We start from the raw sequence: 15,335 nt of genomic DNA on the forward strand, positions 1-15,335 counted from the left end.
ACGGAACGACGATCGAGTGTGCAGGAAAGGCTGGGACATCGCATGCAGAAGCGCAGTCTGCGGGACCTCCAGGTATCGGCCATCGGCCTCGGATGCATGGGGATGTCCGCCTTCTACGGCTCCGCCGACCGGGAGGAGGGCATCGCGACCATCCGGCGCGCCCTGGAACTGGGCGTGACCTTCCTCGACACGGCCCAGGTGTACGGCCCGCTGACCAATGAGTCGCTGGTCGGCGAGGCGATACGGGGACATCGCGACGAGTACGTGATCGCGACCAAGTTCAACTACCGCATGGACGACGCCGTACCCGGCGACATGACCACGATCGGCCGGCAGGACGGCTCCGCCGGGCACGTGCGCGAGTCGGTCCACGGCTCGCTGCAGCGGCTGGGCACCGACCACATCGACCTGTACTACCAGCACCGGGTCGACCCGAACGTGCCCATCGAGGAGACCGTCGGCGCTCTCGGCGAGCTGGTCGCCGAGGGCAAGGTGCGGTACATCGGCCTGAGCGAGGCGGGCGCGGAGACCATCCGGCGGGCGCACGCCGTGCACCCGGTCACCGCGGTGCAGAGCGAGTACTCGCTGTGGACGCGGGACGTGGAGGCCGAGGTGCTGCCCGCGTGCCGGGAGCTGGGCATCGGCTTCGTGCCGTACTCCCCGCTCGGCCGGGGCTTCCTCGCGGGCCGCTTCACCTCGCCGGACGAGCTGGACGAGAACGACTTCCGCCGCGCCAACCCGCGCTTCACGGACGCCAACCTGGAGGCGAACCTGCGGCTGGCGGCGAAGGTGAAGGAGATCGCCGCCGAGAAGGACGTGACCCCGGCCCAGCTGGCCATCGCCTGGGTGCTGGCCCAGGGCGAGGACCTGGTCCCGATCCCGGGCACCAAGCGGCGCAGCTACCTGGAGCAGAACGCTGCCGCGGCCGGCGTCGAGCTGACGAGGGAGGACCTGACCCGCATCGACGCGGAGCTGCCCCAGGCGGCGGGCGAGCGGTACGACGAGGCAGGAATGCGGACCGTCGATCGCTGAACGGCGAGGGGGCGCCGGGAACTGCCGTCCGGCGGCTGCGGGTCCGCTGTTCTCCGGGGCCGGAGGGCGGGAGACCGGGCGGCCTGTGGGCCAGACGGCGGCGTTCCGCGTCGGCCCCGGCCAGGTACCGCGCGGGAGGCGGTGAGCGAACGTACCGGAGCGTGACCGGGGTTCGCCGTTGTGCGGCCGTGGTGCGCGTCACGGATGCGGGCCTGTTTCGGCAGCGCACGGCGACTTTCCTCAGCCGGCCGCGCAGTGCGCCACACCGGGGCCTGTGAGGAAGCACACGCGCGCCCCAACAGGCTTGTGCATTCGGGACTTTGGGGCTCGTGGCGCCACTCCGGCGAGAGCCGTGGCGACCACTGGCCCCTCCCGTCTGCCAGCATGGTCGGCGCCCTGACCGGGATGGCCCGGCCGCGCAGCGCAGCCGGCCCGACGGGTTCCGCCGGTCCCTGTCCCACTCCCGGTTGTCGAGTACCCCGCCGTGTCCTCTGCCTCTGCCCTGACCACGTCCGTGCCCAGCTCCGCTCCCGCCTCACGCTCGCCCTGGCGTTCCTTGCGGCATCGCGGCATGCGCTGGTGGTCGGCCGCGAACTTCGTCTCGAACGCCGGCACCTGGATGCAGCTCACCGTGCAGAACCTGCTCGTGCTGCAGATCACCGGTTCCGCCGCGGCGACCGGCCTGTCGATCTCCGTACAGGCGGCCCCGGCGCTGTTCGTGAGCCTGCTGGGCGGCGCGGCCGTGGACCGCTGGCCCCGGAAGCTGACGGTCGCGGTGAGCCAGGCGCTGCTCGGCGCGGTGGCGTTCACCACGGCGCTGCTGGTGGCGCTGGACCGGATCGACATGCCGGTGCTGCTGGTGCTGGCCGCCGTGACCGGCGTCATCGCCACCGTCGACGGCCCGGCCTGCGCGCTGCTCGGAAACGATCTCGTGCCGAGGGAGGACGTGCCGTCGGCGATCGGTGTGGGCGCTCTCGTGCACAGCGCGGGCCGGCTGGCCGGTACCGCGCTCGCGGGTGTGACCGTCGGTTTCCTCGGCACGGCCTCCGCGTACGCGGCCAACGGGCTGTCCTTCCTGTTCGTGGCGTCGGTGGTGCCCTTCCTGCGGCCGGTGCACGGGGCCGTGGCCGAGCCGGCGGGCGAGGCGCGGGCCGTTCCGGCGCCCGCGGCGATGAGCGTGCGCGAGGGGCTGAGGTTCTTCGTGCGCCGGCCCCGGCTGATGGCCCTCGCCGGGATCACCGGGATCAGCTCCGTCTTCGGCCGCAATTACGGCCTCACGCTCGCCGTCCTCGTCACCGGACCGCTCGCGGGCGGCGCCGGTTCCTTCGGCACCGTCTCCACGGTGCTGGCGGTCGGCGGCATCATCGGTGCCGTCCTCGGCGCCCGGCTGCGTAAGCCCTCGGTGCGGACCGTGGGTCTGCTGGCGGCCGCCGGCGCCCTCCTCCAGGTCGTCGCCGGCCTGTCGCCGTCACTGGCCGTGCTGATGGTGCTGGTGCTGCCCATGGCCGTGGTGGAGTCCGTCTCCGACACCGCGGGTACGGCCGTCCTGCAGACCGATCCTCCCGCCCATCTGCGCGGCCGGGTGCTCGGGGTGTGGAGCAGCGTCGGCACGGTGTGGGGCCTCGGCGGGCCGCCCCTGCTGGGCCTGCTCATGGAGTGGGCCGGTGCGCGCGGCGCGCTGGTCGCCGGCGGCCTGCTGATCGCCGGGTCGATCGGCGCGGGTCTGCTGGTCCGGCGGCCCGGCGGGCCGATGCCGGTGACCGTGACCGCGAAGGACGGCGACATGACCGGCCGCGCGGCCCTGGGCACGGCCGCCTGAGGCCGGGCCCCCGGGGCTGGGCGGCTCACTCCTGCGTGTGCTCCTCCCGGCCCGGCAGGTGGTACACGTGGAAGGCCTGTCCGATGACGGGCTGAGCCACGTTCCGCACCCGGACGCCGCCGCTGGTCATGCCGTGTTCGCTGCCCGCGTGTGCGTGGCCGTGCACGGCGAGGTCGGCGCCGGCGGTGTCGATCGCCTCCGCGAGCAGATAACTGCCGAGGAAGGGGTAGATCTCCGGCGGCTCGCCGGCGAGGGTGTCCGGCACGGGCGAGAAGTGGGTCAGGGCGATCCGCACGTCACAGTCGGCCAGGTCCTTCAGGGCGGAGTGCAGACCGTCGGCGCACCGGCGGCTGTAGCGGACGAACTCCTTCATGAGCGGTTCGCCGAACTCCCCGGCACAGCGCCCGACGAACCCGCCGCCGAAGCCCTTCGTCCCGGCGACCCCGATCCGGGTTCCGCCCGCGCCGCCGACGACGGTGGCCTGCCCCTCCAGGACGTGGGCGCCGGCGTCCCGGAGGATCGTGGTGACCTCCTCGGGCCGCTCGTCGTGGTGGTCGTGGTTGCCCAGCACGGCGACGACCGGAACCCCGAGGTCCTTGATCTCCCGTGCGACGACCGCGGCCTCCTCCGGGGTGCCGTGCCGGGTGAGGTCGCCGGCGAGCAGCAGGACGTCGGCGCACTCGGGCAGGCTCTCGAAGGAGGGGCGCAGCGTGCCCTGGCTCTCCGGGCCCATGTGGATGTCCCCGACGGCCGCGACGCGGATCATGTCAGGTCCTCTCCGTGGTCGGGCGAGGAGGTCCCGGCGACGAGGACGTCGCAGTGGACGGGATGCCCCGCCAGTTCCTCCCGGGCCATGTGGCAGATCTCGTCCCGGCACTGGGCCGACGGCACGGTGCCGGTGAGCAGGACGGCGTCACCGCGCATCTCCAGTCGTACGCCGAGTTCCCCGAGGGGCCCGGCGGCCAGGTGCTCGGCGAGGTGGGCGATGCGGTAGTCCAGGCTGCCGGCCGCCGGCGGGCTCGTGTCGGTCATGGCTGCCCCTCCTGGGGGTCGATCACGTGCAGCCGTTCGAGGAGGAAGAGGAAGGCGGCCGGCATGGGCTGCTCGCCGCAGGCCGCCCGGACCTCGTCCCAGTCGACCTTCTCGCGCACGGCCCGGGCGACCGGCAGTACGGCCCCGAAGTCGCAGTAGTGCTCGGAGAAGGCGCTCAGCAGGCTGTGGATCAGGTCGGTCGGGGACAGGACGGGCATCAGCACCGAGTCGACCGGCAGGACGTGCGCGCGCTCGAGGAGGTCCTTGGTGACGGGCTGGTGCGCGAGGGCGAAGATGATGTCGACGTTCTGCCCGCGGCAGGTGGTCTTCAGCAGCCAGTCCTCGGGCGGGGTGTGGACGGCGAGGCCGGCCTCGCGCAGGGTGGCGGCGACCGTCTCGGCGTCGTCGGGCAGGACGCAGAAGTCGGCGTCGTGCTGGAGGTAGCGGCTGCCGCCGTGGGCGTAGACGGCCACGCTCCCGGCGAGCGCGAAGGGGTGGCCGGCGCGTTTGAGGAGGGCGCCGATCTCCTTGGCGGCCTCCAGGATCGCCTGGCTGCGGTCGTGCGGCAGGTCCGGCTGTCCCGGTGCGGATGCGGCAGGCCGGTCCGGGCCCTCCTGGGCGAGGCGCAGTCCGGTGACCTCCGGTCGCCGGAGGGGCGCGGTGTCCTCCCCGTTGTGTGTCATGACCTCTCCTTCACGGCACCCGGCGCCCCAGGGGCGGCCGGTCCGGCCCCGGGGTGGTACGGGTACCCGGCGCGACCGCACCGACACGGCGCACCGCCCGGCGGTTGGCGGCAGCTCGGTCCGCGGGCACGGCGGTCGGCCGAGGTCGCCCGGGACCGGGAACAGGCCCCGGGGGCGCCGTCCCGGCGTGAGCGGGCGGGGCCGCGGTGGAAGCGCAGGGACCGGATCCCTTCCCCGTGTGACGTGCGTCGGGTCCGGCCCGGGAGGACGCTGTAGGAGTGAAACCCCGGCTCAGGGCGGCTTCGCGGCAGGTGTGGCAGTCGGCGCACCCGCTGCTGTTGCTCCCGGTCGCGCTCATCGTGGTGATCACGGTGGTGGACCTGCAGACCCCCTACAGCGTCCACCTGGGCCCGGCCCTGGTGATCGCCCCGGCGCTGACGCCCTCCATCGCCGGTCCGCGGACCACCGCGGCCATCGGGGCGCTCGCACTGGCCGCCCAGATCGTCATCGGGGTCACCCACGGCGGGCTCGGCACCACGAACCACGTCGTGCAGATCATCACCCTCGCCGTGCTCTCGGCGCTGCTGGTGCTCTACAGCGCGCTGCGCGAGCGCCGGCAGGCCCAGCTGGCCCAGGTCCGCACGGTCGCCGAGGCCGCGCAGCACGTGCTGATGTGGCCGCTGCCCGAGCAGATCGGGCCGCTGCGGATCGCCTCGCTGTATCTGGCCGCCGAGGACGAGGCCCAGATCGGTGGCGACCTGTACGCGGCGACCCGGTGCGACGACGCGGTGCGCGTCCTGATCGGCGACGTCCGCGGCAAGGGCCTGGCCGCGATCGGTGAGGCCGCCCTGCTGCTCGGGGCGTTCCGGGAGAGCGCGCACCGGCACATCCCGCTGGCGGAGCTGGCGACCGTCCTGGAGCAGAGCATCGCGCGGCACGCCGCGGACCTGGAGTCGCCGGAGGAGGCGGGCGAGCGCTTCGCCACCGCGCTGCTGGTGGAGATCCCGGACCGGGATCCGGTCACCCGGATGACCAGCTGCGGCCATCCGCCGCCGCTGCTGCTGAGCCCCGGTCACGCCGTCACCGTCCCGAGCCTGCACCCGTCACCGCCGCTCGGGGTGCACAGCGGCAGCGAGCACACGCTGGACGTGTTCTCCTTCGAGCCCGGCGACACCCTGCTCCTCTACACCGACGGCGTGATGGAGGCCAGGGACGCCCGCGGCCGGTTCTATCCGCTCACCGAGCGGGCCCTGCAGTGGACCGACGACAGTCCCGAGGCGCTGATGCACCATGTGCGGCGCGACCTGCTCACCCATGCCGGGGGCCGGCTGGACGACGACGCCGCGCTCATCGCGCTGCACCGCACGCCCGTGGACCGGCGCCGCCACCACGGCCGGGCCTCCGGCACGGACGCCTTCCGGCACGGCTGAGCGCGACCGGCATGCGGGACCCACAGGAAACCTCGACCGTCACGGCAGGCGTGCGTCCCGCCCCGAGTGGGGCGGGGCGGGACCGCACGCCCCCGGTCAGCGGACCGACCTGAGGTCGGTGATCTTCAGGGTCTTCAGGTCGGACTGCACGTCGATCTTGCTGACCTCGGCGTGCGGCCCGTCGCTCCAGGTGAGCGTGACCCGGCTGGTGGCGTGGCCGGCGCCGGAGCCCGTGTAGGTCACCTTCCACTTCACCGGTACGTTCTGCGCGAAGAGGATGCCGTCGGCGTGCTCCCTCTTCTCGAAGGCCGCCACCTTCTTCTGCGCGGCGGCGGAGAGGTAGAAGGCCCGCAGTGCCTTGGCGGCGTCGCCCGCGGACTTGTCGTCGGTGGACCAGACGGCGTCGATGTAGGCGCCGTAGAAGTCGGCCACGTGCTGGGTGACGTTGCGCGGGTCGCCCTGGGCAGAGGACACGGCGGCGGCGCGGGTGGTGTGGCTCGCGCCGGTGCCCGCGAGGGCGGGCGCCACGGCGGCCAGGGTGAGGCCGCCGGTGAGGGCCACGGCGGTGAGGAGGGTCTTACGACTGCGAACGGACATGTGTCTCATTCCCCCGGTTTCGTTACGTCCGGGCTGATCCCGGCCGTCGACGGACCTTAAGACCGCATTTCTCTCGCGCCGGTTCCGCTCCTCCGGGCTTTTTTCCCACTCCCGTCACAGAACATGAGGCAGCCGGAAGGTTGTGCCGAATTCCGGTCGGGTTTCGGTGCCCTTTCGGTCATTCCGCCTCGCGCGGCCGGGAGTTGCGCGCTCCGTCGACGAGCCGGGCCAGGTTGTCGAGCGCCGTCCGGGTGCCCTGTTCGTTGTCCTCGCGGGGGGGGTGTCGTCGGGGACGCCCGGCGCCTGCACGTGCCGGGAGAAGCGGGTGGCGTGACGCGGGCTCACGCCGCCGGCCGGGGGAGCCGCCCGGCCCGCCGTACGCAAGGAGGCGGGGCCGGGGTCCGGGAGGTGGGTGCGGACCCCGGCCCCTGGTCGGTCACGGCTTGCGGGCGACCGCGCCGTACATCGCGATGTCCTCGTCGCGGATGTCCTTCTCGCCCGTGCCGTCGGGGTGCCACTTGTGCACCTGGACGATGCCCGGCTCGGCCAGTTCCAGTCCCTCGAAGAACCCGTGGGCCTCGTCGAGGGTGCGCAGCCGCATCGGCATGTTGCGGGCGGCGTACTCACGGGCGACCCGGCCCACCTCCTCGGGGGCGAAGTCGGCGGTGCCGATGGACATCGCCAGCCAGCTGCCGGACGGCAGCGGCTCCAGCAGCCGGCGTACGACACCGACCGCGTCGTCCTCGTCGAGCATGAAGTGGACGATGGCGATGACCGTGAGCGCGACCGGCTTGTCCAGGTCCAGCGTCTCGCGCAGTTCGGGGGCGTTCAGAATGGCCGCCGGGTCGCGGAAGTCGGCCTCGATGTACGAGGTACGGCCCTCGGGGGCGCTGGCGAGGAGACCTTGGGAGAGGGTGAGGACGATCGGGTCGTTGTCGACGTAGACGACCCGGGACTCGGGGGCCACGGCCTGGGCGATCTCGTGCAGGTTGGGCGAGGTCGGAATGCCGGTGCCGATGTCCAGGAACTGGCGCATGCCTTCCTCCTCGGCGAGCCGGCGCACGGCGCGGTTCATCCAGTCGCGGTTGGCGCGCATGTGGACCGGGAGCGCGGGCCACTCCCGGGCCATGGCGTCGCCCGCCTCCTTGTCGGCGGGGTAGTAGTCCTTGCCGCCGAGGATGTAGTCGTAGATGCGGGCGGAGTGGGCGTTCTCGGTGTCGATCCGGTCGGCCGGCCATCCGTTGTCGGGCAACGCCGTGTCTCCCATTCGGTCGAGGGGGGTGGGGGCTTGCGTACGCGCAGGTGGGTGTGTCACAGCTCCTTGCGGATGGCGCCGAGCAGGGACTCGGTCTTCTTGGCGGGCGCGGCCTGGGCGCCGAGCCGGTCCAGCGCCTCCCGGTACACCACGACGTCGTCGGCCTTGTCGAGGTAGACGGCCCCGACGAGGCCGTTGAGGTAGACGATGTCGGGCAGTTCGCGGGCCCGGAACCGGAAGAGGTGATAGGCCCCCGCCCGCAGCGCCGGGTGCGGGCCGTGGGCGAACGGCATGAGCTGCAGGGTGACATGAGGCAGCCGGTTGACCTCGAGGAGGTGGTCGACCTGCGCGCGCATCACCCGCGGTCCGCCGACCGGCCAGCGCAGCACGGTCTCGTCCATCACCACCCATACCCGCGGCGGCGCCTCGCGGGCCAGCAGCTCCTGGCGGCGCATGCGCAGGGCGACCCGGCGTTCGGTGGCCTCGGCGGAGGCGTGCGGATGGTCCGCGGCGAGCAGGGCACGGGCGTAGTCCTCGGTCTGCAGCAGGCCGTGCACGAACTGGTTCTCGTACGCCCGGATCTGCAACGCGGCCTGTTCCAGGCTGAGATAGGCGGCGAACCAGTCGGGCATCACATCGCGGTAGGTGTGCCACCAGCCGCGCTTGTTCGCCTCGCGCACGGACTGCAGGAAGGTGTCGATCTCGTCCTGGTCGGTGACGCCGTAGACCTGGAGCAGTTTCTCGGCGTCGGCGAGCCGCAGCCGGGCCACCTTGGCGGCCTCCATGCGGCGGATCGTGGAGTGGCTGACCCCGATGGCGGCGCCCGCCTCGGCGTAGCCGAGACCCGCCCGGGTGCGCAGCTCCTCCAGTTGCCGGCCCAGGATCATGCGCAGGACGGAGGGGGCGCCGCCCCAGTCGGTCTCCGCGGTCACGCCCCACACCCCCTCACCGGGTCACAGTGACACCGTCGCACACGATCGCTTCCGCCAGCCCATTCGATCACGTTCTGGCCGAAGCAGCATGCACTTGGCTACTTGCAAATTTCAACTTGCCGGTTGCGGAGCGTTGTTGGCAGGTGCCACAGTGGACGCACTGCTCCGGCTGACCAAGGAGCGGGCGGCGCGGCCGGGTTGGGGAGACCGGGCCGCACCACGGCCTCGTGGGAGGCGGTGTGTCGTCTGCTGCGCGAGCGGCCGGCCACGGATCCGACACCCCCACGCGAGGCCGGACGAAAGGCGCACGGCGATGGCTCCGCCCTCCCTCCCCCCACCGCTCCACCGACCACCCGGGGACCGGAGAGCGCCCCTGTCACCCAGCCCGTTGCACCTGCCCGCGGTACGCCACCAGCACCGGCCCACGGGCGACCCGGCCCGCATCCCGCCCCCGGACTCCACGACGCGCCCGCACCGCGATCCTGCCGACGCGGAGCAGACGCACCGGGCCCGGACGATCGCCGACGGGGCACACCGGCTCCCGGCCACACCCGACGCGGCGCACACCGACCGCCCACACCAGGCTCCGGAAACCGTCGACGCGGCACACCGAGCCCCGGACACGACCGACCGGCCCGAACCCGTTCCGGACACGCCCGGTCAGGCGCCTCACCCTCCCGACGGCAGCGACCGGCCGCACACCACCGACGAAGCACACCTCGTCGCGGACACAGCCGACCGGACACACCCCCTTCCGGACACCGCCAACCAGGCGCACCACGCTCCCGAAACCGTCGACGCGGCACGCCGAGTGCCGGACAACGCCGGGCGGCCGGATGCCGTTCCGGACCGCGCGTACCGGCCGCACCATGTTCCGGAGACCGCCGAAGGGTGGACGGACGCGGCGGTTGCCGCCCCGCGAGCGGCCCCGGACACCGGGGACCACCCGCTCCCCGCGGCGGACGCCGTGGATCTTCCGCATCGGCCGCCGGGCCCGGCCGGTGTCCGCAGACCGCCCGGAGGTGAGCGCCTCGGTCGACTCCCTGGACCCCTCGGTCCCGACCGGCTCGCCTCCAGGGCCCCGCTGTCCCGCTCCGCGGCGGCCTTCGACCTCCCGGCCCAGCCGGCGGCCGTCGGCACGGCCCGCCGTGTCGTGCGGGACCTGCTGACCGCCTGGGGCGTGCCGGAAGACCTCCGGGACGACGCGGTCCTGGTGATCTCGGAGCTGGTCACGAACGCCCTGGTGCACACGGCAGGTCAGCGGATCGCCTGCCGGCTGCACGGCGCGGCGGACCGGATACGGATCGAGGTCGAGGACCGGGAAGGCGGCCCCGCGCTCCCGGTGACGCGCCGCCCCGGACCCGATGACCAGCACGGGCGCGGGCTGTTCCTGGTCGACGCGCTGAGCCTCGACCGGGGCGTGACGCCGCTGCCCGGCCGGCCCGCCCGAGTCGTCTGGGCTGAGCTGCCGTCCGCCCACGACTGAACCCACCCCCGCCGATCCGGCCCCACCGCCCGCCCCGGACCGTCCCACTCGTCCGAAGGATTCCGATGCGCCACACCGCACCCGTCCCCACGCCGTCCGCCGACCCCTCCTGGACCCGCACCCACCCCAAGCCCAGCTCCCAGGAACACGCCGACTGAACCGAACGCCCCACGCGTCAGGGCGCCCCACCCGGATCCGGCCACCTCGACACGTGGGAGGGGGCCATGGGCGCGGACTGCCGCGCTCCCGGAAAGAGGGCGGGGCAGGAGGGCGGTACGGATCCGGGGGCGTCCCGGACCGGCCCACTCTGACCGGCCGGCCTCCCCCTTCCGGTACCGGCCCGCCCTCACCGACCCCGCACCGGACGCCACTCCCGCCCGGAACACCGCCCGCCGCCCGCGCACCCCGGACTCCCCCGCACGCCAACCGACCGGCAACCACCGTCCCCGCACCCCGAGCGACCACCACCCCGAACCACCCGCACGCCACCCCGCGCCACCCCGCCCGAGACCGAAACCACCCCGCCCATACCCCACCCATCCCCGAAGCCCGGTAAATTCGCCGCCGGTGCGGGGCGTCCGCATCCGTCGGGGCTCGGGGTTCGTGCGGGCGCCGGGTCCGCCACGCGGAGCGTTCCGTCGGGGGTGTGCATGGTCTGGTCGGTGATCCGCCGGAGGCGGGCCTCATCCGGGCTGCCCGCGCCCGGGCGGTGCGAGCCCGGATGCGGCCGGCACGCCCTGGTCACCGAACGGCTGTTGCTGTTCACGCCCCGGACCCGGCTCGACGTGGCGGCGGCGCTCGCCGCCAGCGCGGACGCCGAGGCGCAGCGGTGGCTCGGCACCCAGGCGGACCAGGTCCTCCCGGATTCCGGCACCCGCAGGGCCCTCCTCGCCTGGCGGCCGGCCGGTGACGACGGCCGCCGGCTGCCCCGGAAGCTGGCGCAGCCGTACGTCCCCGGCCCGGACGATCCGCTGCTCCTGGTGTGTGTGCGCAGATCCGACCTCGCCTATGCGGGCGCCCTCGAACTCGAGCACCGCACGGGCGAGATGGGCGGCTGGCTGGCGCCGGCCTGCCGTGGCCAGGGCCTGGGCGCGGAGCTGTTCCGCGCCGGTGCGGCGCTCGCCCACACCCATGCCGGACTGACCACGGTCCGGGCGGGCGCGGAGCCCGGGAACACCGCGAGCCGACGGGCCCTGGCCCGCGCCGGCTTCGTGGCGGACGAGGGACCGCCCCGCCACACCCTGCCCGACGGCCGTGTGGTCGACACCGTCTGGCACCGGCACGACAGCACGGCGGCCTCCCGCTGCCGCTGACCACCCGCTCGCCCGCCCGTCCGGCGCAGCGAGCCATCCACCCCCCACCTTTCACGGAGAGCCCACGTGACAGACACCGGATTCAGCCCGGAGCGCATCGACACCGGGAAGCCGCACTCCGCCCGGATGTACGACTGGTACCTGGACGGCAAGGACCACTACCCCGTCGACGCCGAAGCCGCGCAGCGCGTGCTGGAGCTCTTCCCCGGTGTGAAGGACACGGCCTGGGCCAACCGCGAGTTCATGCACCGGGCCGCCCGCTTCGTCGCCCGCCGAGGCGTCGACCAGTTCCTGGACGTGGGCACCGGGATCCCCACCGAGCCGAATCTGCACCAGATCGTCCAGGCCGTCACCCCGAGCGCCCGCGTGGTCTACGCGGACAACGACCCGATCGTGCTGCGGCACGCCGAAGCCCTCCTCCACGGGACACCCGAGGGCCGTACCGCCTACGTGCACGCCGACGTCCGGGAGCCGGAACGGATCGTGGAGTACGCCCGCGAGCACCTGGACCTCACCCGGCCCGTCGGCCTGTCGCTGATCGCGCTGCTGCCGTTCGTCACCGACGACCAGGACCCGCACGGCGTCGTTCGCGCGCTGCTGGACGCCCTGCCGTCCGGCAGCCACCTGGTGCTGTCCCACGGCAGCGGCGAGTTCGACCCGGAGGTCCGGGAGCGGATCGAGGCGGTCTACCGCGCCGGCGGCACCCCGGTCCAGGCGCGCACGCTCGCCGAGGTGACCCGGTTCTTCGACGGCCTGGAGCTGCACGAGCCGGGGGTCGTGCCGGCCCCGCGCTGGCACCCGGAGCCGGGGATGCGGGTCCTCGAGGACCAGCCGGTGTACGTCGGGGTGGCCCGCAAACCCTGATACGGCGGGTCCGGGGAGGTCCGGCACGGTCAGCCGTGCCGGACCACCGGAGGGGACATATGCTGCGAAATGCCGGCCCGCCCGTCAGGGGCGCGGGGTGGCGTCCCGGCTGGTGAAGGAGTGCTGTGCGCGGCTCGCGGCGGCCGGAGCGGTCTGCGTGGTCACGGACGTGGAGCGGCGCAACACCGCCTCCGCCGAGCTGATGCGCCGCAACGGTTTCACGGAGGAGGCCACCGTCAGCCTCTTCGTACGACCGCTCGCCGAGAGCCACGGCAGCGGTGCGGGCCGGGCCCGTGACGCCTCCGCACCGCGCCGCCACCTCACCCGTGCGGCGGCCGAACGGGTCCGCTGAGGGGAACGGGGCGGGCGGTGCCGGGATCACCGCCAGGAGGTTGCGGGCTCAGTCCCCGGCTCGCGCGTGGGTGTCCAACGCCTCGGCCGCGACGCGTAGGTGCTCCGCTGCCTTGGTGCAGGCGGCGGCCTGCCGCTCCAGGGCGGGGCGGCTCCCCTCGGGTGTCGCGGGGCAGCCGCTCAGCGTCGCCGCGGTGGCCAGCAGTTTCCGGGCGCAGCCGGCCATGAGGGCGGCGTCGGCACGCAACATGGCGGCATGGGCGAGGAGTTCGCGGGCCGAGGCCGTGGTCGCTCGGGGGGACTCGGTCACCATGACGGCTCCACTCGACGGGTTCGGGGGCACGGGCGTCACCGTGGCAGGACGGCGCCGGCACTGCGGTGGACCAGGACCTGGGGACAGGTCACGACGAACAGGGGCCGGGCCGTGCCGATGCCGAGCCGCCGCAGCGGTCCGGCGAGGGATTCGGCCGCCGCGGTGTCCAGCCGCAGCCGTACGCCGGTGCCGGGGTGCAGCCGCGGCCTGCCGTGGGCCCGGACCAGGGTGCGTACGGTGCTCTGGCCCCGGCGGCCGTAGAGGACCCAGTCGGCCTGCGGGCAGCGGATGCCCGGCCCGAGCCGGCCGTGGACGGCGAGGCCGAGGTCCCGGGACCGTACGTCGATCCGCCGGCCCGTCAGGTCGGCCTCGGCGGTGGTCAGTGTCGCGGGCTGGCCCCAGATCTCCCGGGCGACCACGCGGGCCTCCTCGCTGGTGACGGCCACGGCGAGGACGTACCGGCCGGTGCGGCGCAGGTCGGCGCGGCGCAGCAGGTCCGCGGCGATGTCGTACCGGCGGGGCCGCCACAGGTCGTCGACCAGGACGGACAGGGCGATCTCGGTGTAGGGGCCGATGGTGGTGCAGCGGTGCTCGTAGAGCGACAGCACGGCGAGGGCCCGCCGGCCCAGCCGGCCCGGGGTCAGCCAGGTGACGCCGGGCAGCAGACCGCGTGCCGGGTCGGCGGGGACGGGGAAGCACAGGTGGGCGGCGGAGGAGTCGTAGAAGCGCACCGGTACGTCGACCGGGCCGGCCGTCGTGGGCACCGAGCTGGTGGGCAGGGTGAGGAAGGGGTGGCCCTCGGGCGGGTGGGCGCGGTCCCTGGGCTGGTAGGCCTGGGTGCGCACGATGGGGCCCCGGTACGGTGTGAGCGCCTCGTCGACGCTCTTGCGGACCTCCGGGATGACCGTGCGCAGGTGCTCGATGTACTCGCGGAGCATGTGGCACAGCGGGAACTCGCGGGTGGGTCCGGGGTAGGCGACCGCGTACCGGTTCGGGTGCGGGTCGAAGGCGGTGCTCGGGCTCCGGCCGTCCGGGGCGGGCACCAGGTCGTGCCGGTTGGTGATGCTCGCGGTCCAGGTGCGCGGGTCGGCGGGCTTGCCGGTGCCGGCCGGGGAGCCGACGGTGACGGCGTGCGTCACCCGGTAGGTGCCGCAGAACTCCTCGTCGTGGGCGAGGTTCAGCAGCGCTGTCCCGCCCTCGCCGTGCCCGACGAGCGCGAGGTCGGCGCCGCGCGGGATGCCGTAGTCCTTCAGGGCGGCCAGGATCGAGCGGGTGCAGGACGAGTCGGTCGTGAACAGATCGCGCCAGGCGTCGACGTAGTCCTGCGGGGAGTCGTTGCGGGGGCGGCCCGGCGCCGTGCCCGGTGCCTGGACGACGTAGCGGACGACCCCGTCGGGACCGCGCACGTTCTGCACGAGGATCCGGCCGCCGGTGGACAGCACCTCGATGTTCCGCAGGAACCCGAGGAACGAGCCCTCGGTGGCGATGAACTGCTTCTCCTGGTCGGTGAGGTCGACGGGCTCGGCGGCGCCCTCTTCCTTGTCCACGGCCGCGGGGTGCGGGGTGCCGATGCGGCCGAGCGGGCCGGCGGCCGGCGCGCGCCCCGCCGCGAGCGCCCGGCCGGCACCGCCGTTCTCCGTCCCGTCCACCAGCAGGGCGCGCACGGCGAGGAGTTCGGTCATCAGCGGGGCGAGTCCGGACAGGGCGCGCTGGGCGCCGCGGTCCCGGAACAGCGCGCGCAGGGCCCGTACGGCCTGCGGGTCGCGGTCGGCGGTGACGGCCTCCAGCAGCCGGCGCATGCCCGGGTCGCGGGCGAGCCCGGGGTGGTCGACCAGTACGGCGGCGATCCTGAGACGCAGCGAGGCGACGGCGACCAGCGCGGCCAGGCTCTCCCGGCCCGGCACCCGGCTCCCGCCCTTCGGCGCGGTGATCGCCGGGACACCGAGGCCCTGCCGGCTCGTCAGGGCCCGCAGCAGCGCCCACTGGGCTGCGAGGCCGGTCCGGGGGCGCCGGCGCGCGGTGACGGTCAGGGGCGCCGCCCGCAGCACGGTACCGGTGCGAACCGACACCGCGAGGATGTCCTCGGCGACGCCGGCCATGTCGCGCGCGCACCGGCGCAGCAGTTCACCGGCGCCCTGGCCGTCCGGCGTGGACCGTCCGGGGGCGTGGCCGTCCGCTCGCATCCGACGCTCCCTGGCTCGACGAGGTACGACGACGTAGGACGAGTA

General features: G+C 74.1%; 14 protein-coding genes and 1 pseudogene. 7 read left to right on the forward strand and 8 right to left on the reverse strand.

The window, feature by feature from the left end; all coding sequences use genetic code 11:
- Positions 1 to 42 precede the first annotated feature (42 nt).
- The gene (locus tag ACZ7GZ_RS21245; RefSeq protein ID WP_471026290.1) at positions 43 to 1,032 is read left to right on the forward strand and encodes an aldo/keto reductase; all 990 of its coding nucleotides are present in this window, start codon (positions 43 to 45) and stop codon (positions 1,030 to 1,032) included.
- Positions 1,033 to 1,546: 514 nt separating this feature from the next.
- The gene (locus ACZ7GZ_RS21250) at positions 1,547 to 2,851 is read left to right on the forward strand and encodes an MFS transporter (protein ID WP_471026413.1); all 1,305 of its coding nucleotides are present in this window, start codon (positions 1,547 to 1,549) and stop codon (positions 2,849 to 2,851) included.
- A 25-nt stretch (positions 2,852 to 2,876) separates the two neighbouring features.
- Here ACZ7GZ_RS21250 and ACZ7GZ_RS21255 read toward each other — a convergent pair whose 3' ends face one another.
- From ACZ7GZ_RS21255 to ACZ7GZ_RS21265, 3 genes are read right to left on the reverse strand one after another with little or no spacing between them, the layout of a single operon-like run.
- Entirely contained in the window at positions 2,877 to 3,617 is a 741-nt protein-coding gene (locus ACZ7GZ_RS21255; protein ID WP_471026293.1) for a metallophosphoesterase family protein, read from the reverse strand.
- Complete coding sequence (locus ACZ7GZ_RS21260; protein WP_471026296.1) at positions 3,614 to 3,883, reverse strand: BON domain-containing protein; 270 nt, start codon at positions 3,881 to 3,883, stop codon at positions 3,614 to 3,616. Before ACZ7GZ_RS21260 ends, ACZ7GZ_RS21255 begins: the two co-directional genes overlap by 4 nt.
- Complete coding sequence (locus ACZ7GZ_RS21265) at positions 3,880 to 4,566, reverse strand: nucleotidyltransferase family protein (protein ID WP_471026298.1); 687 nt, start codon at positions 4,564 to 4,566, stop codon at positions 3,880 to 3,882. Before ACZ7GZ_RS21265 ends, ACZ7GZ_RS21260 begins: the two co-directional genes overlap by 4 nt.
- Before the next feature lie 278 nt (positions 4,567 to 4,844).
- Here ACZ7GZ_RS21265 and ACZ7GZ_RS21270 point away from each other — a divergent pair, with 278 nt between their 5' ends.
- A complete protein-coding gene (locus ACZ7GZ_RS21270) occupies positions 4,845 to 5,996 on the forward strand; it encodes a PP2C family protein-serine/threonine phosphatase (protein ID WP_471026300.1) in 1,152 nt (383 codons plus the stop codon).
- Between the two features lie 96 nt (positions 5,997 to 6,092).
- Here ACZ7GZ_RS21270 and ACZ7GZ_RS21275 read toward each other — a convergent pair whose 3' ends face one another.
- The 3 genes from ACZ7GZ_RS21275 to ACZ7GZ_RS21285 all read right to left on the reverse strand — a co-directional run bounded on the left by ACZ7GZ_RS21275 (position 6,093) and on the right by ACZ7GZ_RS21285 (position 8,780).
- Positions 6,093 to 6,593, reverse strand: coding sequence for a hypothetical protein (locus tag ACZ7GZ_RS21275; RefSeq protein WP_471026303.1), 501 nt, complete (start codon positions 6,591 to 6,593; stop codon positions 6,093 to 6,095).
- A gap of 436 nt (positions 6,594 to 7,029) precedes the next feature.
- Positions 7,030 to 7,845 carry an SAM-dependent methyltransferase gene (locus tag ACZ7GZ_RS21280; RefSeq protein ID WP_471026304.1) on the reverse strand — a complete coding sequence of 272 codons (816 nt, stop codon included), beginning with the start codon at positions 7,843 to 7,845 and terminating at the stop codon, positions 7,030 to 7,032.
- A 59-nt stretch (positions 7,846 to 7,904) separates the two neighbouring features.
- Positions 7,905 to 8,780: a helix-turn-helix domain-containing protein gene (locus tag ACZ7GZ_RS21285; RefSeq protein ID WP_471026307.1), complete on the reverse strand. Its 876-nt coding sequence runs from the start codon at positions 8,778 to 8,780 to the stop codon at positions 7,905 to 7,907.
- 388 nt (positions 8,781 to 9,168) lie between these two features.
- On the opposite strand from ACZ7GZ_RS21285, the gene ACZ7GZ_RS21290 reads away from it, so the two are divergent.
- The 4 genes and pseudogenes from ACZ7GZ_RS21290 to ACZ7GZ_RS21305 form a co-directional block, all read left to right on the forward strand.
- Entirely contained in the window at positions 9,169 to 10,266 is a 1,098-nt protein-coding gene (locus tag ACZ7GZ_RS21290) for an ATP-binding protein (RefSeq protein WP_471026309.1), read from the forward strand.
- A gap of 662 nt (positions 10,267 to 10,928) precedes the next feature.
- Positions 10,929 to 11,579, forward strand: coding sequence for a GNAT family N-acetyltransferase (locus ACZ7GZ_RS21295; RefSeq protein WP_471026311.1), 651 nt, complete (start codon positions 10,929 to 10,931; stop codon positions 11,577 to 11,579).
- A gap of 66 nt (positions 11,580 to 11,645) precedes the next feature.
- The gene (locus tag ACZ7GZ_RS21300) at positions 11,646 to 12,443 is read left to right on the forward strand and encodes an SAM-dependent methyltransferase (RefSeq protein WP_471026313.1); all 798 of its coding nucleotides are present in this window, start codon (positions 11,646 to 11,648) and stop codon (positions 12,441 to 12,443) included.
- A gap of 85 nt (positions 12,444 to 12,528) precedes the next feature.
- Positions 12,529 to 12,795: pseudogene (locus ACZ7GZ_RS21305) on the forward strand (GNAT family N-acetyltransferase); the annotation flags it as partial.
- Positions 12,796 to 12,843: 48 nt separating this feature from the next.
- Here the strand turns inward: ACZ7GZ_RS21305 and ACZ7GZ_RS21310 are convergent.
- Together ACZ7GZ_RS21310 and ACZ7GZ_RS21315 are read right to left on the reverse strand one after the other, a co-directional pair.
- Positions 12,844 to 13,107 carry a hypothetical protein gene (locus tag ACZ7GZ_RS21310; RefSeq protein ID WP_471026315.1) on the reverse strand — a complete coding sequence of 88 codons (264 nt, stop codon included), beginning with the start codon at positions 13,105 to 13,107 and terminating at the stop codon, positions 12,844 to 12,846.
- A 35-nt stretch (positions 13,108 to 13,142) separates the two neighbouring features.
- A complete protein-coding gene (locus tag ACZ7GZ_RS21315) occupies positions 13,143 to 15,290 on the reverse strand; it encodes an acetoacetate decarboxylase family protein (RefSeq protein WP_471026318.1) in 2,148 nt (715 codons plus the stop codon).
- Between the last annotated feature and the right edge of the window lie 45 nt (positions 15,291 to 15,335).

Source organism: Streptomyces sp. NPDC037288 (assembly GCF_055603265.1).